The following is a 20,576-nucleotide window of genomic DNA, read 5'->3' as shown; positions in this document are numbered from 1 at the left end:
CGCCGGGTAGCGGCTTTGCCCTACCCGGCCTACTGTTACGACGAACGCCGGTCCGAAATCCACTCCTGAACCTCAATCTGGAACGTGTCCGGTGCTTTTCGATACATTTTGCGCGCCAGATCGAGAATGGTATGCCGTGCTAACTCCTCTTCCATTCTCTGCTGGGCGCTGTCCATCACCGAACGTACCCCGCACGGACCGTCACATACCCAAGCAGGCGGCGTTTCATCAAACACGGCCAGCCGCTGGCGTATCTCCCTGCACTCAAACATATTTTTCTCGCCGTCTATGGCGTGCGTTACGTCCAGCACGGTGATCAGTTCCGCCGGGCGCGCCAGCTGAAAGCCCCCACCCTTGCCTTCCGTACTGATGACCAGACCGGCACGCGACAAGCGGGTGAATATTTTACCGAGATAATCGTACGGCACGCCCTGAAGGGCAGCCATCTCCCTGACGCTCATTTCCCGCTCATTACCCTTCGCATCCACCATGCACATCAGGCTGTGAATGCCATATTCCACACCGGAACTGTAAAACGCCATGTTTAACCCCAGTTTGCTGTTCAGGCCATTATAACGATTTTTAACTCAGAAAGAAGTTGTCGCAGTTAACTCCGACAAGTATAGTGGCAGTTACGTCAGGTACACAGCCTGGCGATCAAAAGGATCGAGTATGAAAAAGCAGATTTTAATTGTGGGTAGCGGCTTTTCCGGTATGTGGGCTGCGGTCAGTGCCGCTCGCCTCTCGGCGCTGGAAGGAAAAGACAATCTTAAGATTGCCGTGCTGGCACCGGTTCCTGAGCTGCGCGTTCGCCCACGCTTCTATGAAGAAAAGGTCTCAACGCTGGTCGCGCCGCTGACCGAACTGTTCGCTGAGCTGGATATTGAGTTCATTGCCGGAAGCGCAGAACATATTGATACTCATGCAAAAACGGTGATATGGCGTGATAATCAGGGGATAACATCCTCGGTGGCTTACGAACGTTTAGTACTGGCGACGGGTAGCCAGACCAAACGCCCTTCCATTGCCGGGCTTGCCGAGTACGCATTTGATATCGACCAGTTGGAATCGGCGCTGGTATTTGAGCAGCACCTGGATTCACTGGCTTCACGGCCTGCCTCCCCCGAACGTAGCACCGTTGTGGTCTGCGGCGGCGGTTTCACCGGCATTGAGCTGGCGACCGAGCTCCCTACCCGGCTTCGTTCTCGATTAGGTGAAAATACAGCGATTAAAGTCGTCTTAGTTGAACGCGGTGCAGTTATCGGTGGACGTTACAGCGAAGCCTTGCGCAAGACCATTGAAGACGCAAGCCGCGAGCTGGGCGTTGAATGGCGTCTTAACAGTGAAGTGGAAGCCATCGACGCAAACGGCGTTACCTTAAAAAATGGCGAACGTATTGCCGCCTCTACCGTGGTCTGGACGGCAGGCGTCGAGGCCAACGCCCTCAGCCAGCAGATTGACGGCGAACGTGACAACCAGGGACGACTTATCGTTACCGAGTCATTGCAGGTTCCAGCCCATCCGGACATCTATGCAACGGGCGACATGGCGCACGCCAAAACGGACGATGCGGGCAACACGGCGCTGATGACCTGCCAGCACGCGATCCAGCTTGGAAAATTTGCCGGACACAACGCGGCGGCCAGCCTGCTAAACATCGCGCCATATCCTTATCGTCAGGTGAACTATGTTACCTGTCTGGATTTAGGCGCGTGGGGCGCGGTCTATACCGAGGGCTGGGAACAGGCCGTCAAATCCGTCCGCGACGAGGCGAAGAAGATCAAAATCGCCATCACGAACGAGCTGATCTATCCGCCAGCAGCAGACAAAACGGTCGCATTTGCCGCCGCCGACCCTCTGGCGAAATTCGTTTAGCCCCCCGCCATCGCCCCGCTAACGGGGCGTTTTTTATTTTCAGTTTCCGGCAATCCTTATCTTAATTCCTTTGTTCCCTTGCTTTCCCCCGCGCCCGATGATGAATCCGACGCTAACAAGAAGATAACAAAGGAATTCACCATGCAAACCCCATTTCGTCTGCCGCTGCTGACGGCGCTTATTCTGGCGACAACCGCAGCCTGGGCAGCAGATGCGCCCGTCAAAGGCGGCACGCTGATTTATCTGGAGCAACAGGCACACACCAACCTCTATCCTCCTGCCGGTGGCTTTTACCCGAACGGCGGCATTCTGAATCAAATCACCGACAAACTGACGTGGCAGAACCCAAAGACGCTGCAGGTGGAACCCTGGGTAGCAGAAAGCTGGACCACCAACGCCGATAAAACCGAATACACCTTTAAACTTCGTCCCGGCATCACCTTCTCCGACGGCACGCCGCTGGACGCGAACGCCGTGGCGAAAAATTTTGATACCTATGGTTTAGGCAATAAGGCGCAGCGCCTGCCGGTGTCTGAAGTGATCAATAACTACGATCGTAGCGAAGTCATCGACCCGCTGACCGTGAAGTTCTACTTCAAAAAACCGTCGCCGGGGTTCCTGCAAGGCACCGCCACCATTGGCTCGGGTCTGGTTTCGCTCAGCACGCTGAAGCGCAATTTCGAAGAGCTGGGGGATGCCCGCCATATCATTGGCTCCGGCCCGTTTGTGGTGAAGGACGAGAAGCTGGGTCGTGAAGTGACGCTCGAAGCGCGCAAAGACTATCAGTGGGGACCGAAAAACCTGGCGCAACAGGGGCCCGCCAATCTCGATGGCATTAAGTTTATCGTCACTCAGGAAGACAGCGTGCGCGTCGGCGCCCTGCTGGCGGGTCAGGCAGACTTTATTCGCCAGGTGCAGGCGTATGACGAAAAGCAGGCGACAGACCAGGGCTATAAAATCTACGCCGCCCCAACGCGCGGGGTAAACGACAGCATCAGCTTCCGCCCGGATAACCCGCTGGTCTCCGATATTCGCGTTCGCCAGGCGCTGCTGCATGCCACCAATGCAAAACAGGTGGTTGAGACCCTCTTCTCGGCCAACTATCCGCAGGCGAAGTCGGTGATTGCCGGTTCCGCCGCGGGCTTTGTCGACCTCAGCGACAAATTGACCTTTGACCCGGCAAAAGCCAACCAGCTGCTGGACGAGGCGGGCTGGAAAGCAGGCGGCGACGGGATCCGCGCCAAAGACGGCCAACGTCTGGCGCTGACGGTGTATGAATCCCTGCCGCAGCCGCAAAACAAAGAGGTGCTGCAGCTGGTTGCCCAGCAGTGGCGACAGGTGGGCGTGGCGCTGAGCGTCAAAGCCGGAGATGCAGGCAGCCGCACGCTGGATAACCTTGACCCGCTGAAAACCCCGTTAACCGTCTCCGAAGTAGGCCGCGCCGATCCTGACGTAGTGAAAAGTATGTTCTACCCGGCTAACCGCGACGCGCTGCTGCAAAAAGGCGGATCCAGCGACAAGGTCAAAAACTTCCGCGACGACAGGCTGAATGAACTGCTGGTGAATATTTCGGCTGAGGTCGATCCGCAAAAACGCCTGCAGCTGGCGGGGGACGCCCAGCGCTACCTGCTGGATAACGCCTACGTCATTCCGATTTTCGAAGAGCCGCAGGTCTTTGCCGGTGCGCCGTGGCTGAAAGGCGTCAATTTTGAAGCGGTAGGCCGCCCGTCGTTCTACGGCGCGTGGATTGAGAAACACTGAGGAGCTGACGATGCGCCACGCACTTCTTCAACGCTTTGGGCACGGGCTGCTGGTACTGTGGGCCGCCTTTACCCTCTCGTTCGTTTTGCTCCAGGTGCTGCCGGGCGACGCGGTGCTGATTAAATTTCAGAACCCGGACCTGGGCTTAAGCCCGGCGCAAATCGAGGAGATGCGCGTGGCCTACGGCGCGGACAGCCCGCTGTGGCAGCAATACGGCCACACGCTGCTGGCGATGCTGCGCGGGGATTTCGGCTATTCGTTACAGGCCGGCGTGCCGGTCAGCGAGCTGATTGCCAGCAATCTGCCGGATACCCTGAGTCTCGCCCTGCCCGCGTTTGTACTCGCTGTCCTGCTGGCGTTCGCGCTGGCCTTCGCATCGCGTCTGCCGGGTCTGCGCTGGCTGAGTAATACCCTCCAGTCACTGCCGGTCCTGTTTATCTCCTTACCCACATTCTGGCTGGGGATTGCCCTCATCCAGCTCTTTTCTTTTCAGCTGCGGCTGATCCCGGTGATTAACCCGACGCCGCTGCAGGGGCTGATCCTGCCGATCGTGACCGTCGCGATCCCGATATCCGCCCCGCTGGCGCAAATTCTGATGCGCAGCCTGGACCAGGTGGCGACGCAGCCGTTTGTCGCCGTCGCCCGGGCCAAAGGGCTGAGTGAAACCGCCGTCCTGTGGCGCCACGTGACCGGCAACGCCCTGCTGCCGGTCCTGAACATTGCCGGGCTGCTGCTGGGCGAGCTGATTGCCGGGGCGCTGATCACGGAAACCGTTTTTGGCCGCAGCGGGCTCGGACAGCTGACCCAGCAGGCGGTGAATAACCAGGATATCGCCGTACTTCAGGCGGTAGTGATGATTTCCGCCCTCGGTTTTGTCCTGATCAATCTGCTGGTGGATCTGCTGATGCCGCTGCTGGATCCCCGCCTGCAAACCGTTACCGGAGGTGCATCATGAGTCTGGTCGATTACGCTGCCGCCGCGCGAAAACGCGTTCCAGCCTGGCAGGGCGTGGAATGGCAACCGGGACTGTGGCTGGCATGGGGGGTGATTATTCTCGCCGCCTTTGCCGCCGTGGCGCCCGGCCTGTTAACCCACTACAGCCCGATTGAGGGCATCGCCGGGGCACAACGCCTGGCGCCGCAGGCGGGACACTGGCTCGGCACCGATCAGCTTGGCCGCGATGTTTACACGCGTATTGTTTATGGTGCATCACACTCCCTGAGCGCGGCGCTGGCCGCCGTGACGATGGGTCTGGTGGTCGGCACCGGCTTAGGGGTGGTTGCCGGAGCTTTCGCCGGACGCGTCGAGTCTCTGCTGATGCGCTTCGTCGACGTGTTGCTCTCCATCCCGTCTCTGCTGCTCTCGCTGACGGTGATTATTCTGCTCGGGTTTGGCACCGTTAACGCCGCGATTGCCGTCGGCGTTGCCTCCATTGCCAGCTTCGCCCGCCTCGCGCGCGGTGAAGTGGTGCGCATCCGGCACACGGATTACGTCGAGGCGGCGTTTGGCAGCGGCGGGACGTTTTTCGCCGTGCTGTGGCGACACATCCTGCCCAACGCGTTAACCGCCGTCCTCGCCTTTGCCACGCTGCAGTTTGGTCAGGCCATCCTGGCGCTCTCCACGCTGAGCTTTCTCGGCTACGGCACCCCGCCGCCCGTGCCGGAATGGGGATTATTGATTGCCGAAGGCCGTAACTATCTCTCTACCGCCTGGTGGCTAACCACCTTCCCCGGCGTCGTCGTCATCGCCGTGGTGCTGGCCACCAACCGCATCAGCCAACAGTTCAGCGGAGGTCGCTAATGACCGTTCTCTCAGTGGAAAATTTGACGATCAGCTACCGTACCGCGCGTCAGTGGCGAGAGGTGGTGCATAACGTCAGCTTCACGCTCGGGCGAGGGGAAATGCTGGCGTTTGTCGGCGAATCCGGATCCGGCAAAACGACCACGGCACAGGCGATCATTGGCCTGCTGGCCGATAACGCCCGGCGCGATGCGGGAAAAATATCGCTCAACGGCGAGGAGATCAGCCGATGGTCCGCGAAGCGTCTCGATACCCTTCGCGGGGCGAGAATTAGCCTGGTTCCGCAGGATCCGGGTAATTCGCTCAACCCGGTGAAAACCATCGGTGCGCAGGTCGGAGAGATCGTTCAGCTACACCAGAAAGTGACCCGCGCCGAGCGCGACGAGCAGGTGCTCGCCCTGCTGACAAAGGTCGGCCTGAGCCACCCCGAACAGCGCATGACGCAGTATCCCCACCAGCTCTCCGGAGGGATGAAACAGCGCGTGTTGATTGCCATCGCCATTGCCCTGCGCCCGGACGTGATCGTTGCCGATGAGCCCACCAGCGCGCTGGATGTGACGGTGCAAAAACGCATTCTCGATCTGCTGGATATCCTGCGCCGGGAATCGGGTACCGCCGTTCTGTTTGTCACCCACGATCTTGCTCTGGCCGCACAGCGCGCGGACAGGCTGCTGGTGTTTCGCGATGGCGAGGTTCAGGAACAGGGCAACACCGCCGATATCGTCCGCACGCCGCAGCACGCCTACACCCGCCAGCTGTTGAGCGATCTCCAGGGCCAGCGCCTGACCATCGCCCCGGTATCAGGTCTTCCGCTCGCATCACCGGCCATTCGCGCCCGCGCCATCAGCAAGCAATTCTCCCTGGGCAAAGGTCATCAGCTTCAGGCGCTGGATCGGGTGACGTTTGACGTCAGGCGCGGCAGTACGCATGCGCTGGTTGGTGAATCCGGCTCCGGGAAAACCACCCTCGCCCGTATTTTGCTGGGTTTTGAGCAGGCCGACAGCGGGCAGGTCATCATTGATGATATTGATGCCACCGCGCTCAGCCGCGAGGCCCGCCGTCAGCTGCGCCAGAAGATCCAGTTCGTCTACCAGAACCCGTTTGCCTCTCTCGACCCGCGTCAGACGCTGTTTGAGATCATCGTAGAGCCACTGAAGAATTTTTCTCGCCTCGGTAAGGCGCCGCGAAAGGTCCGGGTGGAGACCGTGGCGCAGCGGGTTGCCCTGCCCGTCGAACTCCTGACCCGCACCGCCCGGGAACTTTCAGGCGGACAGCGTCAGCGCGTTGCCATCGCCCGGGCGCTGATCCTGGAGCCGACCATACTGGTGCTGGACGAAGCCACCTCGGCGCTGGACGTCACCGTGCAGGCGCAGATTCTGGCTCTGCTCCAGCAGCTGCAGCAGCAGCTGGGATTGACCTACCTTTTTATCACACACGATCTGTCTACCGTGCGCCGGATCGCCCACAGCGTTACGGTGCTGCGCAGCGGTCAGGTGGTCGAACAGGGCGACGTCGGAACCTTATTCGCGTCGCCGCAGAACGACTATACCCGCGAGCTGATTGACGCCATTCCCCATTTTTCACCCGCTACGGAGGAGTTCGCATGACGCGAAAACGCCTGGGCTTTTTCACCCGCCTGCTTGACGACGCTACGCCGAAGGAGCGCTATCGTCTGGCAAACGAACAGATCCGCCACGCCGAACGCCACGGTTTTGACAGCGCCTGGATTGCGCAGCACCACTTCCATGAAAGTGAAGGCGGTCTGCCGTCGCCGCTGCTGTTTCTGGCGCATGTAGCCGCGCATACCGAAACCATCCGCCTGGGCACGGCCATCATTACCCTGCCGATGGAAAACCCGCTGCGCGTCGCGGAAGATGCCGCCGTGCTCGATTTACTCGCCGATGGCCGTCTTGAAGTCGGTTTTGGATCGGGCGGCACACCGACCTCATTTCTGCCGTTCGGCCTGACGTTTGAGGAGCGCGGCGCGGCCTTTGCCGACCATTTGCATGTGATTCAAAGCGCCTGGCGCGGGGATTCGCTGACCCATCCGGATAACCACCTTTACCCGCCAGCGCCACAGCTTGCTGAACGCATCTGGATTGCCACCTTCTCGGTTGACGGTGCCGTTCGCGCCGCGCAGGCCGGACACGGTTTAATGCTCTCGCGCACGCAGCCGCGCCCTGCAGATCGGCTGGATTTAACGCTCGACGAGATCCAGAACCCGATTGTGGATGCCTACCTCGATGCGCTGCCTGCGGGCATCGCACCGCGTATCCTGGCCTCCCGTACGGCGTTCGTCGCCGACAGCGACGACTATGCGCTGAAGGTCGCAACGCCGGGTCTTACCAAACAAGCCGAGCAGCATCGCGCTGCCGGTCATACGGTAAAAGGTGACAACGTCACTGATTATCGCCGTCAGTTCGACGCCCATATTGGTTCGCCCGATACGGTGCTGCATTCGCTGAATGCTGATTCCATTCTCAGGCGCGCCACGGATATCTCATTTCAGGTCCATTCGGTCGAACCTACGCATCGCGACACGCTGCGTTCAATTGAACTGATCGCCGAACGCATTGCCCCCCACATACTTTGAGGAGACACCTATGTCATTAAGTCAGGACATTCTCGCCGAGCTGGCGGAAATTAAACCCGGTTCCCCTCTGGCAGAGGCGCGCGCCACGCGTGATGCCGCCACGCGCCACGCGCAGGGCAGCTACGAAATCCTGTTTAGCCAGCAGAATGATGATTTTGCACTCGACGAGCGCTTCGCCGTGGCGGCAAAAGTCGCCAGGTGGCACAGCGCGGAGGCGCTGGCCGCGCACTATGCGGGGTTTGGCCTGGCCGACCCCACCTCAGAACGCCTGACCCCGGCGCTGAATTTTGCGCGGCTGCTGACGTTCTCCCCCGTCGAAGCGACGCCTGCGGCGTTAAGGGCGCTGACCCAGGCGGGATGGAGCAAGGAAGGCATTGTTACCCTGGCGCAGCTTATTGCGTTTGTGAGCTTCCAGAGCCGACTCATCACCGGGCTGCGGCTGCTGAACGACAGGCCCGTCGCCAAAAGCGATGCGCCGGTGTCGGCAGGCATCTGGCACACGACCGCAACAACGGTCACCGGGAAGTCGGCCCCCGTCGCGTTTACCCAGCAGGAGCTGGGATGGGAACCGTGGATAGCGGCCAAACCGCTGGCGGACTTCCGTGACGATGAGGTTGCCATTCTGGCGAAATTTGGCCATACCGATTCCGACTACTTCCGCCTGCTGGGGCGCAACCTGCCGGTGCTTGAACAGCGCACGTTGACGGATAAAGGAATTTTTTATACATCGGGGGGATTGCCGCGCGCCGAGCGCGAGCTGGCCGCAACGGTAGCCAGTAAAATCAACGGCTGCATTTACTGCGCATCTGTCCATGCGCGTAAAGCAAGCCAGCTTTCAAAGGATGACGCGGCGGTAGAGGCCCTGCTGGCCGTGAGGCCGGGGCGGACCCTGAGCGAGGGGCAATCCGCACGCTGGCAGGCGGAAATCGATTTTGCGGCGGCGCTGTCGGTCACGCCGCCTGCCGCCACGCCGCTGCACCTTGCCGCGCTGGAAAAAGAGGGGCTGGATACCTTAGCGCAGCTTGATCTGGTGCAGTCCGCCGCGTTCTTCGCGTGGGCCAACCGCCTGATGCTGACCCTGGGTGAGCCCTGGCTTGCCTGAAACCTGTCAGGCTAGCGCGCGAGCGTTAGCCTGAGCCCGTCTGGCCCGCAGGTGACCGTAGATCAGCAGTGCACTCATGGCCGAGAAAGAGAGTATTGCCGCCGGCAGCGTGACGTAACGCCAGCTAAAGCCGAGGACGATCATCATCCCGCCAAAGTACGCGCCAATCGCACTGCCGAGATTAAACGCCATCTGTCCCCCTGCCGCCCCCAGCATCTCACCGCCCTTAGCATTTTGCAGAAGCAGAATTTGTAGCGGCGCAGAGAGCGCGAACAGCCCGGCACAGCAGATAAAGCCCATGACCAGCGAGGCCGTTTTCAGTTCGCCAAAGGCGAAAAGCAGCAGCAGCGAGGCGACAATCACCATGTCGGTGGTGGCCGCAATGCGCAGCGGGCTAAAACGCCCCGAGAGCTTACCGCTCAGCAGATTGCCCAACACCATGCCAAGCCCCATCAGCATCATGACGATCGTCATCACGCCTTCGGTGAAGCCTGAAACGTTGACCATAAATGGCTTAACGAAGCTGAACCACGCGAACACCCCGGCGTTGCCAAACATGGTGGCGGCAAAGATCAGCCAGGGTTCTGGTTTTTTCAGAAAGTGGAACTGCTCGGTCAATTTGATTTCTGACGTGTCGTGGATGTCCGGCACCCAGAGCAGAACCGAGAGGATCACCAGCGCATCGAACACGGCAATCAGAAAAAAGGTATAGCGCCAGCTGAACTGGTGCCCGAGCCAGGTCCCCAGCGGAACGCCCACCAGGTTCGCCACGGTCATACCGGCAATCATTCCCGCCACCGCGACCGTCACCTTACCCGGCGGCGCAATTTTAGACAGGATAATCGCCCCGACGCCAAAAATGGCCCCGTGCGGAAAACCGGAAATCAGCCGTCCCAGCGCCAGCCAGAAGTACGACGTGGAGAACGTAAACAGACCGTTGCCGACAGCGGACATCGCCACCAGAAACAGCAGCGTGGTCTTTAACGAGAACTTACCTGAGAACAGCGCCATAATCGGGGCGCCAATCACCACACCGAAAGCATAAAACGAGATCATATTCCCGGCGGAGGGAATCGAAATACCGGTGTCATGCGCCAGCTCGGTTAACACGCCCATAATGCCAAATTCGGCCATTCCCAGGCCAAATGTGCCAAGTGCCAACGAAAAAATTGTCTTTTTCATACTTCAACCACTGGTTAATGACTCGCGACGGGCATTATTGAATAATCTTGTATGGTGAGCCAGTTCAAATCAGCTGGCTGACAGGTTAATCCATTAATTCAGAAGTTTTCTCCAACTACTGCGCAGCGGGAAGAAAAAACAAACAGCCCCGGCAGGTGTCAGAGCTTGAAAGGTTTTAAGATCTAGCTTTTACAGTGCGCTTTCTGCCGCTGCTTTAGCGCGTGTAATAGCGCCAGCATTGAAAATAGGGTGCTCGTAATTGTTCGTTATGTCACGAACGCGGTAGATTTTCCATGCATCACCTTCACGACGAAGAAATACTTCAAGGTGGATGCTTCTCCCGTTATCCGCCCCTTCAGTGACCTGGACTACTTCACCGTTTAAAAATGGCCTTGCGTTCCCCACTCGCAACGCAGGTATCCATTCGCGAGAGTAATCCTGGGTATACGTAAAATAATCTGACTCTATTAACTCTTGTTCAGAGATTTCCTGAATGGCATTAATGCGAGTAAGAGTATCAGCAGAAACATATTTACGCAGTTCGTTGGCAGGATAAGGCCTGGCTTCATCGCTGCCGAATGCGAAAAGATAGGATTTATAAAATGATTCGGTAGCGTCTTGCGCACTCTGATCTCGATTGGCCGCTGAACTACATCCCACCAACAGCATAACGAATGATAAAAATATTCTTTTCATCAGTGCATCCTGTAAATTTTAAAGGATGGTTGCATTTTGCGGTATCCAGGCCCCGGATACATGCTTTTTTGAACAAAGTCAGAAATCCACTGCGTACCGTCATACATAGTCATGTGACCTATGCCATTTCCACCAGGGTATGGCTGTATCACAGCCACATCGCCAGAAATTAACGTTGAACCGGGCGGCAGCTCACTGAACCCAGCACGTAATAATTCCGCCCCATAATCTTTTGCATAATCTGTGTTCGGCACCTTAACGCCTCCAGCCAGAATGGCCAGGCGGGTAAACTTAGCACATTCACTATGAGAGTGCCCCAGAGCATGTGAACGGAGATACGAAACCGCAGCTTCTTTATTCCAACTCATTCTTAGTTCCTTTAAGTAAGTGAGAAGGAAATTATTACGCTAACCACAAATAGCGTGTGGGATTAAAAGTGCTGATTTTATTGCATCTACATAGGGGAACGGGTGCTAAACACCTTCGCGAATACCTCAGTATCTGCTTAAAAAAAGTGTTGTGAAATTAATTACCTAAAAACATTACGCATAATACCAGGTGGATTACACTTCATAGTGCGGCCTCGCTTTTATCCGCGCCGGACAATCTGAGGATGACCATCATGGGAAGCAAAAAGAAAACCAGTGTCGCTGTTGATGTCGTAAAGAATGCACCGTTAAAGACCAAAGAGTACGAACAAGAGCTACGTCGCCTCCACGTTGAACTGGTTAAGCTCCAGCAGTGGGTCGTCGCCAAAGGGCTAAAAGTGTGTATTGTTTTTGAAGGACGCGATGGTGCCGGTAAAGGCGGCACCATTAAAGCGATCACCGAGCGCGTCAGCCCTCGCGTGTTTCGCGTTGTTGCACTCCCTGCACCCACCGAGAAAGAGAAAACCCAGCTCTATTTTCAACGTTATGTTCCCCATCTGCCTGCCGCCGGGGAGATCGTCATTTTCGACCGAAGCTGGTACAACCGCGCGGGTGTCGAGCGGGTAATGGGATTCTGCACCCCCGAGCAGGTTGAAAAGTTTCTAGATGGTGCGCCGGTGATGGAAAAAGCGATGGTGGATGCCGGGATTATCCTGCTGAAGTACTGGCTGGAGGTCACGCCTAAAGAGCAGGAGCGCCGCCTGCGCGACCGTATTAACGATGGTCGTAAAATCTGGAAGCTATCGCCGATGGATATTAAGTCCTTTAACCTGTGGGACGAGTATACCCTCGCGCGCGACGCCATGTTTGAAGCGACAGATACCGCATGGGCGCCGTGGTTTGTGGCACGTTCAGAAGATAAAAAACGCGTGCGCCTGAATATTATTTCGCACCTGCTCACCCAAATTCCCTATAAAGAAATTCACGTCGAAAAGGTGGATTTGCCGAAGCGTAAAATTGGTAAAGCCAAACCCACAAAATACCCGTTCCGGTATGTGGAGGAGCGGTTCTGAAATTACTGGAATACGCCTCGCAGAATGTAGATTACCAGGGGATACGGTATTGTTTTTTGTTGGTGCGGTTGATAATGACCGCACCAACAAAGGAGCTGAAAATGAAGCCAAACCGAAACAAAGACTATGGCAAAAGGGAAAGCATGGCGAGTGGAGTCCCCCCCGAGGCCCGTACACCAGAGGCTCGAAGACGAGATCGTCAGCAAGATAAAGAATTCATAAGAGCCATGAATGAATTTACGGCTAAAGCGGGATTATTATCAGACGATCCTTTCTTTGGAGGGATTTAAAGTGCTTTCAGTTTGACTTTTACCGTAACCCTTCAGAAAGAACACGGGACTACCAGCCTTATTTTATGATAATTCAACATGACTATTATGATGATTTATCAACAAGACTGATTATTCCATTAAGCTACCATAGCTATCTACGTGGACATATCAATGCCGCGATGCCTTTAGTGAATATTGATTTCGAGCGCTATTTCCTTAACACCGCTGGCATAACACACGTGGAGAAACAGAAACTAAATAATAAAGATTATGTATGTAATCTTCGCAGCGCGAGAAGTACTGTTATCGCGGCGATAGATGCGTTAGTGACCAATACATAACGTAGGCCCGCGCAAGCGCAGCGCCGCCGGGCAAAGCCGACGGCGCAGGTCTTACTTCATTCCTTCCGTGCTTTCCCGTTTCGCTTCCAGGCGTTCCACTTCACGATACCAGCGCGGGTGGTGTTTCTGCGCCCAGCGGCGGCTCACCTTCCCTTCAATCATCCCTTTAATCGATCCCTTTACCCAGAACGCCATATACATATGGATCAGGATGGCGTGGATGAGAATGATGGCCGACGTGGCGTGGATCAGCAGCGCGTAGCGAATCACCTGAATTGGGAAATAGTGCGCAAAATACGGACGCCAGATAATCACCCCGGTCACCAGCAGCACAAAAATCATGCTCATGATGGTCCAGAACATCATCTTCTGTCCGGCGTTGTATTTCCCCACCTTCGCGACCTTATGCTCGTTGCCCTTCAGGACTTCGACGATCCCTTTCACCCACGGGATATCCTGCTTGTCCGGGATGTTATGGTGGACAAAGCGCAAGAACATAAACATCAGCACCACGAAAATCAGCACGCCGAAGAACGGATGCAGAATGCGCCCCATCTGCGGCGTGCCGAAGGTTTCGGTCAGCCACTGCAGCGTCGGGAAGAAGAACGAAATCCCCGACACCGCTACCAGGAAGAAGCAGATCACCACCGTCCAGTGACAGGCGCGGTCGACAAACTTCGTGCGCACGATCGTTTTCGACTTACTCATGATGCTCCTCCTCGTCGTCATCCACCTCTTTGTTTGGCCCGATACCGATGTAGTGATAAATCAGCCCCGCAAAGGTGGCGATAAAGCCCGCCGCCGAGAGCGGCTTAAGCGCCCCTTTCCAGAGGTTGATGGAGGTATCGATCGCCGGATCCTTCGGCAGGTTGTGGTACAGCTCCGGCTGGTCGTTGTGGTGCAGCACATACATCACGTGCGTACCGCCCACGCCCTGCGGGTTGTAAATGCCCGCATTCTGGTAGCCGCGTGCTTTCAGCTTGTCCACGCGCGCCTGCGCCACGTCCAGCATCTCTTTTTTAGTGCCGAAGTGGATAGCCCCGGTCGGGCAGGTTTTCACACAGGCAGGCTCCTGCCCGACGCTGACGCGGTCCACGCACAGGGTGCATTTGTATACCCGGTTATCCTCTTTATTGAGGCGCGGGATATTAAACGGACAGCCCGCGATGCAGTACCCGCAGCCGATGCAGTTGTCCTGCTGGAAGTCGACGATCCCGTTGGCGTACTGAATAATCGCGCCGGCAGACGGGCACGCCTTCAGGCAGCCCGGATCTTCACAGTGCATGCAGCCGTCTTTGCGGATGAGCCACTCCAGCCTACCGTTCTGCTCGGTTTCGCTAAAGCGCATTACCGTCCAGGATTTGGCGCTCAAATCCGCCGGATTGTCGTAGACCCCCACGCAGTGCCCCACCTCGTCGCGGATATCGTTCCACTCCGAGCACGCCACCTGGCAGGCCTTGCAGCCCACGCAGGAGGAGACGTCGATAAGCTTGGCGACCTCTGCCTTGTAGTCCCGCGCGCGTGGCGCGGGCGTTATCGGGTTAGTCGCGGAGCGTTTGATAACGTCTTGTGTTTCCATCGCCATTGAATCGCTCCTTACGCTTTCTCGATATTGACCAGAAACGCCTTGTACTCCGGCGTTTGCGAGTTGGAATCGCCGACGTTTGGCGTCAGGGTGTTGGCGATGTAGCCTTTCTGCGCCACGCCCTCAAAGCCCCAGTGCAGCGGGATCCCAACGGTTTCCACCTGTTGACCATGCACGTTCAGACTTTGCAAACGACGGGTCACCACCGCCACCGCGCGAATAAACCCGCGCTTGCTGCTCACCTTCACGCGGTCGCCGTTGGCGATACCTTTTACTTTCGCCAGGGTTTCGCTGATCTCCACAAACTGTTCCGGCTGCGCGATGGCGTTAAGCCGCGCGTGCTTGGTCCAGGTATGGAAATGCTCGGTCAGGCGGTAGGTCGTCCCTACGTACGGGAACTTGTCCTTTTTGCCCAGGCGCAAGACGTCGTCTTCGTAGATACGCACCACCGGGCTGGAGATGACGTTCGGGTGCAGCGGGTTCGTGCCCAGCGGCGTTTCCATCGGCTCGTAGTGTTCCGGGAACGGCCCTTCTGCCAGCTTGTTGAGGGCAAACAGGCGTCCCAGCCCTTCCGGCTGCATGATGAACGGCCCGGTGTTGCTGCCCGGCGCGGCGGTGTTGTAGTCCGGGATATCGTTCCCCGTCCATTTCGCCCCGTTCCACTGGATCAGCATGCGCTTCGGATCCCACGGCCTGCCGTTTACGTCTGCAGACGCGCGGTTGTACAGCACGCGACGGTTCAGCGGCCACGCCCATGCCCAGCCCAGCGTATTGCCCAGCCCGGACGGATCGGCGTTGTCGCGGTTGGCCATCTGGTTGCCCTGCTCCGTCCAGCTGCCGGTGTAGATCCAGCAGGACGACGCCGTCGTGCCGTCATCGCGCAGCAGCGCGAAGCTGTTCAGCAGCTGGCCTTTCTTCGCCACCAGGTTGCCGCTGGCGTCATAGAGATCCGCCAGCGCGACGCCGTTGTTCTCTTTGGCGACTTCCTCTGACTCAGGATGGTCAGGCTGCTTGTAGCTCCAGCCCATTTTTAAAAGCGGCTCAGCACCCTTGCCGCCTTCGGTGCGGTACATTTCGCGCAGGCGATGGTAAATCCCGGCGAGGATCTCACCGTCGTTACGCGCTTCGCCCGGCGCGTCCTGTCCTTTCCAGTGCCACTGCAGCCAGCGGCCGGAGTTGGCAATCGAACCATCTTCTTCCGCAAAGCAGGTGGACGGCAGGCGGAACACTTCGGTCTGAATCGACGCCGGATCGACATCGTTTGATTCCCCGTGGTTCTGCCAGAACGTTGAGGTTTCGGTCACCAGAGGATCGATAACCACCATGTACTTCAGCTTGCTCAGGCTGCGAACAACTTTGTTCTTGTCCGGGAAGGAGGCAACCGGGTTAAAGCCCTGGCAGATATAGCCCGTGACGTCGCCCTTATCCATCATGTTGAAGTACTTGATGACGTCGTACGCCTGGTCCCACTTCGGCAGCCACTCAAAGCCCCAGTCGTTCTCCTTCTGCGCAGCATCGCCGTAGAAGGATTTCATCAGGCTGACGTAGAACTTCGGATAGTTGCTCCAGTAGTTCACCTGATCCGGCAGCGTCGCTTTCGGCGTATTGGCCTCAAGATACGTTTGCAGATCCGCCTGCTTTTCAGACGGCAGCGTCAGGTAGCCCGGCAGGCTGGTGGAGAGCAAACCGAGGTCGGTAAGCCCCTGAATGTTGGAGTGCCCGCGCAGCGCGTTTACGCCGCCCCCTGCCATCCCCATGTTGCCGAGCAGCAGCTGGATCATCGCCATGGTGCGGATGTTCTGCGCGCCGACGGTATGCTGCGTCCAGCCCAGCGCGTACAGGAACGTCGTGGTTCTGTCTGCGGCGCTGGTTGAGGCCAGCACTTCACACACCTTCAGGAAGTCCGCTTTCGGCGTGCCGCAGATGTTTTCCACCACCTCCGGCGTGTAGCGGGAAACGTGCTGCTTCAGCAGGTTCCACACGCAGCGCGGGTGCGTCAGCGTTTCATCACGCAGCGCATAGCCGTTTTCATCGAACTGATAGTTCCAGGAAGACTTGTCGTACTGGCGTTTTTCGGCGTCATAACCGCTAAACAGCCCGTCATCGAAGGCAAAATCATCACGCACCAGCAGGTTTGCGTTGGTGTAGTGCTTAACGTATTCCGCGTTAATTTTGTTGTTTTCGATCAGGTACAGCAGCACGCCGGACAAGAACGTAATGTCCGTGCCGGAACGGATTGGCGCATAGATATCGGCCACCGATGCCGTACGCGTAAAGCGCGGATCGACGACGATAAGCGTCGCATCGTTGTTGTTTTTCGCTTCCATCGCCCAGCGGAACCCCACCGGATGGGCTTCCGCGGCGTTACCGCCCATCACCACCACGACGTTAGCGTTTTTGATATCAACCCAGTGGTTGGTCATCGCACCGCGACCAAATGTTGGAGCAAGACTTGCTACCGTTGGTCCGTGTCAGACGCGCGCCTGGTTGTCTACCGCCAGCATGCCGAGAGAGCGCACAAATTTTTGCGTCAGCATGCCTGTTTCATTACTCGCCGCCGAGGCGCATAACATGCCGGTTGAAAGCCAGCGGTTAACCGTTACGCCCTGCGCGTTCTTTTCAATAAAATTGGCGTCGCGGTCGGCTTTCATTAATTTGGCAATACGGGAGAAGGCCTCATCCCAGGAGATACGCTGCCATTTATCAGAACCCGGCGCGCGGTATTCCGGGTAGCGCAGGCGATTTTCGCTGTGTACATAGTCAAGCAGCCCCGCCCCTTTCGGGCAAAGTGCGCCGCGGCTCACCGGATGATCCGGATCCCCTTCAATATGGTAAATCGCTTCTCTGGCGTTCTTCGCGCCATCGCCCAGGCTATACATCAAAAGCCCACAACCTACGGAGCAGTATGTGCAGGTGTTACGGATCTCTTTCGCGCGCAGCAGCTTATAGTTGCGTGCCTGAGCCAGCGCCATTTTGGGAGCAAATCCCAGCATGGCTGCCGTTGTTCCGGCCATACCGCCCGCGCAGATTTTAAAAAATTGTCTGCGGCTGACGTCCATTGTTGTCCTCGTGTTCGAATAAGACTTCGCGCCGCAAACTAACAGCAAAGCCCCTGTTTTTTTTGCGTCAAATCAAGGTCATCTGCCTTCACCCCCTTAATAGTCACCCCCGGAATCTTTAAATACCCCTTTTTGATTAACGGTTTAAGAGAATAATTGGCGACAGCGTCAGGATGAATGCGATACATTTTTCCTTTGATTTTTATTGCAATGGCGAAGTAATGGACAGAAAGAGAGCAACGCTTATTGGGCTGGCGGCAATACTGTTATGGAGCACCATGGTCGGCCTTATTCGCAGCGTGAGTGAGGGATTAGGCCCGGTAGGCGGTGCGGCGATGATCTACACGCTGAGCGGATTACTGTGTCTGGTGACGGTAGGATTTCCTGATATCAGGCGGTTTTCACCCCGCTATCTTATTGCCGGCAGCGTTTTATTTGTCAGCTACGAAATATGCCTGGCGCTGTCGCTGGGCTATGCCGCAACGCGATCGCAGGCGATTGAAGTGGGCATGGTCAATTATCTTTGGCCAAGCCTGACCATTGTGTTTGCCATCTTGTTCAACGGGCAGAAATCGACCCTGTGGGTGATCCCCGGCTTAGCCGTCTCATTGCTGGGTGTCTGCTGGGTATTGGGCGGTGAACAGGGTTTACATCTTGATGAAATAACCCGCAATATCGTTTCCAGCCCGCTGAGCTACGCGCTGGCGTTTGCCGGAGCATTTATCTGGGCCGCCTACTGCACGGTCACCAGCAAATTTGCGAAAGGACAAAACGGCATTACCCTGTTTGTTTTGCTGACCGCGCTGAGCCTGTGGGTGAAATATTTCCTGAGCGATCAGCCCGAGATGGTGTTCACGCTTCCGGTGGTAGTGAAACTCGTCATGTGCGGTATTGCGCTTGGGTTTGGTTACGCCGCATGGAATATTGGCATCCTTCACGGTAACGTCACGGTACTTGCCGCCGTCTCCTATTTTACCCCTGTCCTCTCCGCCGCGCTTGCCGCCGCAGTGCTGAGTTCCCCCCTCTCGTTCTCGTTCTGGCAGGGCGCGCTGATGGTCTGCGCCGGGTCGTTGCTCTGCTGGTACGCAACAAGACAATAATGTCGGTTTTGCTGTCGTGAAATATTTATCCCGACAGCAAATAATTAACATAAATTTAATATGTGAGCGCGCGCCAAAATATTCACCTGAACAGTAGAGCACGTGTTTAGATTCTGTTTATATTCCACCCCCCTTTCGTAAATTCCGGCCCTCCCAAATTGACATAAATTGACACCTGCACGTGATTAATACGTTCCAAATACTCACGATATTAATAGCACAAAGTGCAATAGTATGTTTCTGTTTATTTCAGCTTACAGAACGGAAATTCCGTGCATTAAGGTTCTAAAGCAAGGAATTATAGCTACAATAACCCTTCAACTCACCAAAATGAACGGAAATACCGATAATTACCACTTTTTATAAAACCATAAAGAAACTATATTCACAGCAATCAATCCCGCAATTAATTGATTAAAAACTAATCATTAGGCGCTATTTCATCGTCATTTACCCGATCTCGATCACACTAAATGAAATTATTGCTAATAATTTGAAACTTATTATTGAAATAGGACTACAAGATTTTTAAAAATAGCATGCCATTGACGATCAGCCTCGTTTAGAAATCGTTCAAAGTGGCTCAGGAAATACCAAAGAAAATTATAAGGAACATTTAAGATGAAACTTAAATTAGTTGCAGTGGCAGTGACTTCCATGTTGGCAGCAGGCGTTGTAAACGCGGCTGAAATTTATAACAAAGACGGTAACAAGCTGGATCTGTACGGTAAAGTAACAGGTCTGCACTATTTCTCTGATGATACTGATAACGACGGCGACAAAACTTACGTTCGTCTGGGCTTCAAAGGCGAAACTCAGATCAACGATCAGCTTTCCGGTTACGGCCAGTGGGAATATGAGTTCAAAGGCAACCGTTCTGAATCACAGGGCTCTGACGGCAGCAAAACTCGTCTGGCATTCGCGGGTCTGAAATTCAACGAATTCGGTTCTTTCGACTACGGTCGTAACTACGGTGTTGCTTACGACATCGGCGCATGGACTGACGTTCTGCCAGAATTCGGTGGCGATACCTGGACCCAGACCGATGGCTTTATGACTGGCCGTACGACTGGCGTTGCAACCTACCGTAACACCGACTTCTTCGGTCTGGTTGACGGTCTGAACGTTGCCGCTCAGTACCAGGGTAAAAACGACCGTAACGACATCACCGAAGCGAACGGTGACGGCTGGGGTCTGTCTTCTACCTATGAAATGGACGGCTTCGGTGTCGGTGCAACCTACGCGAAATCTGACCGTACTGACCGTCAGGTTGCTGCAGGTCGCGTTGCTAACACCGTTAACGCTGGCGGTGAGAACGCAGAAGTATGGGCTGCTGGCCTGAAATACGATGCGAACAACATCTATCTGGCAACCACCTACTCTGAAACCCGCAACATGACCAACTTCGGTGACGGTTATATCGCGAACAAAGCTCAGAACTTCGAAGTTGTTGCTCAGTACCAGTTCGACTTCGGCCTGCGTCCATCCATCGCTTACCTGAAATCCAAAGGTAAAGACCTGGGTTCATACGGCGACCAGGATCTGGTTGAATACGTTGACGTTGGCGCGACTTACTACTTCAACAAAAACATGTCTACCTACGTTGATTACAAAATCAACCTGGTTGATGACAACAGCTTCACCAAAGCAACTGGCGTTGCTACCGACAACATCGTAGCTGTAGGCCTGACCTACCAGTTCTAAGATTTGTCACGATAAAAGGCCAGCCCATGCGGCTGGCTTTTTTTATACGGATTTCTGGCGTCAAA

At 56.0% G+C, this 20,576-nt stretch carries 19 protein-coding genes; 12 read left to right on the top strand and 7 right to left on the bottom strand.

Features of this window, described 5'->3' with window-relative positions; genetic code table 11:
* Positions 1-35: 35 nt before the first annotated feature.
* Positions 36-542, bottom strand: coding sequence for an RrF2 family transcriptional regulator (locus P346_RS20150; RefSeq protein ID WP_029740891.1), 507 nt, complete (start codon positions 540-542; stop codon positions 36-38).
* A 130-nt stretch (positions 543-672) separates the two neighbouring features.
* Between P346_RS20150 and P346_RS20155 the strand changes: the two genes are divergently transcribed.
* The 7 genes from P346_RS20155 (at position 673) to P346_RS20185 (ending at position 9,131) form a co-directional block, all read left to right on the top strand.
* Positions 673-1,875: an NAD(P)/FAD-dependent oxidoreductase gene (locus tag P346_RS20155; RefSeq protein ID WP_032656935.1), complete on the top strand. Its 1,203-nt coding sequence runs from the start codon at positions 673-675 to the stop codon at positions 1,873-1,875.
* Positions 1,876-2,016: 141 nt separating this feature from the next.
* The gene (locus P346_RS20160) at positions 2,017-3,636 is read left to right on the top strand and encodes a TIGR04028 family ABC transporter substrate-binding protein (RefSeq protein ID WP_032656933.1); all 1,620 of its coding nucleotides are present in this window, start codon (positions 2,017-2,019) and stop codon (positions 3,634-3,636) included.
* Between the two features lie 10 nt (positions 3,637-3,646).
* Positions 3,647-4,591, top strand: coding sequence for an ABC transporter permease (locus tag P346_RS20165; protein ID WP_024909556.1), 945 nt, complete (start codon positions 3,647-3,649; stop codon positions 4,589-4,591).
* On the top strand, positions 4,588-5,436 hold the full coding sequence (locus P346_RS20170; RefSeq protein WP_032656932.1) for an ABC transporter permease: 849 nt from the start codon (positions 4,588-4,590) through the stop codon (positions 5,434-5,436). The genes P346_RS20165 and P346_RS20170 overlap by 4 nt, the downstream gene beginning before the upstream one ends.
* On the top strand, positions 5,436-7,043 hold the full coding sequence (locus P346_RS20175) for a dipeptide ABC transporter ATP-binding protein (protein WP_032656931.1): 1,608 nt from the start codon (positions 5,436-5,438) through the stop codon (positions 7,041-7,043). The genes P346_RS20170 and P346_RS20175 overlap by 1 nt, the downstream gene beginning before the upstream one ends.
* Positions 7,040-8,029, top strand: coding sequence for a putative FMN-dependent luciferase-like monooxygenase (locus tag P346_RS20180; protein WP_032656929.1), 990 nt, complete (start codon positions 7,040-7,042; stop codon positions 8,027-8,029). The genes P346_RS20175 and P346_RS20180 overlap by 4 nt, the downstream gene beginning before the upstream one ends.
* A gap of 10 nt (positions 8,030-8,039) precedes the next feature.
* Positions 8,040-9,131 carry an alkylhydroperoxidase domain protein gene (locus P346_RS20185; RefSeq protein WP_032656927.1) on the top strand — a complete coding sequence of 364 codons (1,092 nt, stop codon included), beginning with the start codon at positions 8,040-8,042 and terminating at the stop codon, positions 9,129-9,131.
* Positions 9,132-9,137: 6 nt separating this feature from the next.
* Here the strand turns inward: P346_RS20185 and araJ are convergent, their stop codons facing one another.
* The 3 genes from araJ to P346_RS20200 all read right to left on the bottom strand — a co-directional run bounded on the left by araJ (position 9,138) and on the right by P346_RS20200 (position 11,377).
* Positions 9,138-10,313 (bottom strand): MFS transporter AraJ, encoded by a 1,176-nt coding sequence (gene araJ, locus P346_RS20190; RefSeq protein ID WP_032656925.1) that lies wholly within the window; start codon positions 10,311-10,313, stop codon positions 9,138-9,140.
* A 189-nt stretch (positions 10,314-10,502) separates the two neighbouring features.
* Complete coding sequence (locus P346_RS20195; protein WP_032656923.1) at positions 10,503-11,009, bottom strand: YbjP/YqhG family protein; 507 nt, start codon at positions 11,007-11,009, stop codon at positions 10,503-10,505.
* Positions 11,009-11,377 carry a hypothetical protein gene (locus P346_RS20200; protein ID WP_032656922.1) on the bottom strand — a complete coding sequence of 123 codons (369 nt, stop codon included), beginning with the start codon at positions 11,375-11,377 and terminating at the stop codon, positions 11,009-11,011. Before P346_RS20200 ends, P346_RS20195 begins: the two co-directional genes overlap by 1 nt.
* A 254-nt stretch (positions 11,378-11,631) precedes the next feature.
* Here P346_RS20200 and ppk2 point away from each other — a divergent pair, with 254 nt between their 5' ends.
* The 3 genes from ppk2 (at position 11,632) to P346_RS22240 (ending at position 13,063) form a co-directional block, all read left to right on the top strand.
* A complete protein-coding gene (ppk2, locus tag P346_RS20205; protein WP_032656920.1) occupies positions 11,632-12,450 on the top strand; it encodes a polyphosphate kinase 2 in 819 nt (272 codons plus the stop codon).
* A 101-nt stretch (positions 12,451-12,551) separates the two neighbouring features.
* Entirely contained in the window at positions 12,552-12,740 is a 189-nt protein-coding gene (locus P346_RS0121370) for a hypothetical protein (RefSeq protein WP_032656918.1), read from the top strand.
* A complete protein-coding gene (locus P346_RS22240) occupies positions 12,704-13,063 on the top strand; it encodes a CcdB family protein (protein WP_338010680.1) in 360 nt (119 codons plus the stop codon). The genes P346_RS0121370 and P346_RS22240 overlap by 37 nt, the downstream gene beginning before the upstream one ends.
* Positions 13,064-13,114: 51 nt before the next feature.
* Here P346_RS22240 and fdnI read toward each other — a convergent pair whose 3' ends face one another.
* The 3 genes from fdnI to fdnG are packed head-to-tail and all read right to left on the bottom strand — an operon-like array spanning position 13,115 to position 17,707.
* Positions 13,115-13,771 (bottom strand): formate dehydrogenase-N subunit gamma, encoded by a 657-nt coding sequence (fdnI, locus tag P346_RS20210; RefSeq protein ID WP_032656916.1) that lies wholly within the window; start codon positions 13,769-13,771, stop codon positions 13,115-13,117.
* Positions 13,764-14,648 carry a formate dehydrogenase subunit beta gene (gene fdxH, locus P346_RS20215; protein WP_032656914.1) on the bottom strand — a complete coding sequence of 295 codons (885 nt, stop codon included), beginning with the start codon at positions 14,646-14,648 and terminating at the stop codon, positions 13,764-13,766. The genes fdnI and fdxH overlap by 8 nt, the downstream gene beginning before the upstream one ends.
* An 11-nt stretch (positions 14,649-14,659) precedes the next feature.
* Entirely contained in the window at positions 14,660-17,707 is a 3,048-nt protein-coding gene (gene fdnG, locus P346_RS20220; RefSeq protein WP_152537837.1) for a formate dehydrogenase-N subunit alpha, read from the bottom strand.
* A 221-nt stretch (positions 17,708-17,928) separates the two neighbouring features.
* Here fdnG and yddG point away from each other — a divergent pair, with 221 nt between their 5' ends.
* Together yddG and ompC are read left to right on the top strand one after the other, a co-directional pair.
* Complete coding sequence (gene yddG, locus P346_RS20230; RefSeq protein ID WP_032656912.1) at positions 17,929-18,807, top strand: aromatic amino acid DMT transporter YddG; 879 nt, start codon at positions 17,929-17,931, stop codon at positions 18,805-18,807.
* A gap of 621 nt (positions 18,808-19,428) precedes the next feature.
* Positions 19,429-20,511 carry a porin OmpC gene (gene ompC, locus P346_RS20235; protein WP_032656910.1) on the top strand — a complete coding sequence of 361 codons (1,083 nt, stop codon included), beginning with the start codon at positions 19,429-19,431 and terminating at the stop codon, positions 20,509-20,511.
* Positions 20,512-20,576: the final 65 nt, after the last annotated feature.

The organism is Enterobacter sp. DC1 (genome assembly GCF_000568075.1).
Taxonomy (GTDB): Bacteria; Pseudomonadota; Gammaproteobacteria; order Enterobacterales; family Enterobacteriaceae; genus Enterobacter; species Enterobacter asburiae.
The sequence above is the reverse complement of the archived record's forward strand: the minus strand, read 5'-3'. Positions and strand labels throughout refer to the sequence as shown.

Coding starts and splice junctions, on each gene's coding strand:
- P346_RS20150 (WP_029740891.1), bottom strand. CDS start 542: ATGGCGTTTTACAGTTCCGGTGTGGAATATGGCATTCACAGCCTGATG.
- P346_RS20155 (WP_032656935.1), top strand. CDS start 673: ATGAAAAAGCAGATTTTAATTGTGGGTAGCGGCTTTTCCGGTATGTGG.
- P346_RS20160 (WP_032656933.1), top strand. CDS start 2,017: ATGCAAACCCCATTTCGTCTGCCGCTGCTGACGGCGCTTATTCTGGCG.
- P346_RS20165 (WP_024909556.1), top strand. CDS start 3,647: ATGCGCCACGCACTTCTTCAACGCTTTGGGCACGGGCTGCTGGTACTG.
- P346_RS20170 (WP_032656932.1), top strand. CDS start 4,588: ATGAGTCTGGTCGATTACGCTGCCGCCGCGCGAAAACGCGTTCCAGCC.
- P346_RS20175 (WP_032656931.1), top strand. CDS start 5,436: ATGACCGTTCTCTCAGTGGAAAATTTGACGATCAGCTACCGTACCGCG.
- P346_RS20180 (WP_032656929.1), top strand. CDS start 7,040: ATGACGCGAAAACGCCTGGGCTTTTTCACCCGCCTGCTTGACGACGCT.
- P346_RS20185 (WP_032656927.1), top strand. CDS start 8,040: ATGTCATTAAGTCAGGACATTCTCGCCGAGCTGGCGGAAATTAAACCC.
- araJ (WP_032656925.1), bottom strand. CDS start 10,313: ATGAAAAAGACAATTTTTTCGTTGGCACTTGGCACATTTGGCCTGGGA.
- P346_RS20195 (WP_032656923.1), bottom strand. CDS start 11,009: ATGAAAAGAATATTTTTATCATTCGTTATGCTGTTGGTGGGATGTAGT.
- P346_RS20200 (WP_032656922.1), bottom strand. CDS start 11,377: ATGAGTTGGAATAAAGAAGCTGCGGTTTCGTATCTCCGTTCACATGCT.
- ppk2 (WP_032656920.1), top strand. CDS start 11,632: ATGGGAAGCAAAAAGAAAACCAGTGTCGCTGTTGATGTCGTAAAGAAT.
- P346_RS0121370 (WP_032656918.1), top strand. CDS start 12,552: ATGAAGCCAAACCGAAACAAAGACTATGGCAAAAGGGAAAGCATGGCG.
- fdnI (WP_032656916.1), bottom strand. CDS start 13,771: ATGAGTAAGTCGAAAACGATCGTGCGCACGAAGTTTGTCGACCGCGCC.
- fdxH (WP_032656914.1), bottom strand. CDS start 14,648: ATGGCGATGGAAACACAAGACGTTATCAAACGCTCCGCGACTAACCCG.
- yddG (WP_032656912.1), top strand. CDS start 17,929: ATGGACAGAAAGAGAGCAACGCTTATTGGGCTGGCGGCAATACTGTTA.
- ompC (WP_032656910.1), top strand. CDS start 19,429: ATGAAACTTAAATTAGTTGCAGTGGCAGTGACTTCCATGTTGGCAGCA.